Here is a 565-nt window from a genome sequence, read left to right on the forward strand (position 1 = left end):
GCTCAACCACGACCTGCGCGATTTCGTCCTCAGCGGCGCAGAATTGCCGCCCGAACAGCAGGCAAAACTAGCACAACTGCAAACCGAAGGCGCGCAACTTTCCGCCAAATTCTCGCAAAACGTCTTAGACGCAACCGACGCCTTCGCCCTCTACTTCGACGACGCCGCACCGCTTGCCGGCATTCCCGAAGACTCGCTCGCCATGTTTGCCGCCGCCGCGCAAAGCGAAGGCAAAACAGGCTACAAAATCGGCCTGCAGATTCCGCACTACCTCGCCGTTATCCAATACGCCGACAACCGCGAATTGCGCGAACAAATCTACCGCGCCTACGTTACCCGTGCCAGCGAATTGTCTGACGAAGGCAAATTCGACAACACGGCCAACGTCGAACAAACGCTTGCAAACGCGCTGAAAACCGCCAAACTGCTCGGCTTCAAAACCTACGCCGAGCTGTCACTGGCAACCAAAATGGCGGATACGCCCGAACAGGTTCTAAACTTCCTGCACGACCTTGCCCGCCGCGCAAAACCATTTGCCGAAAAAGACTTTGCCGAAATCAAAGCC

At 56.6% G+C, this 565-nt stretch carries 1 protein-coding gene; it reads left to right on the plus strand.

From position 1 onward, the window contains the following. The coding region (locus ACTHUR_RS16810) for a M3 family metallopeptidase (RefSeq protein ID WP_440399822.1) at positions 1-565 on the plus strand (565 nt) is incomplete at both ends.

The organism is Neisseria sp. P0021.S007, from assembly GCF_051956855.1.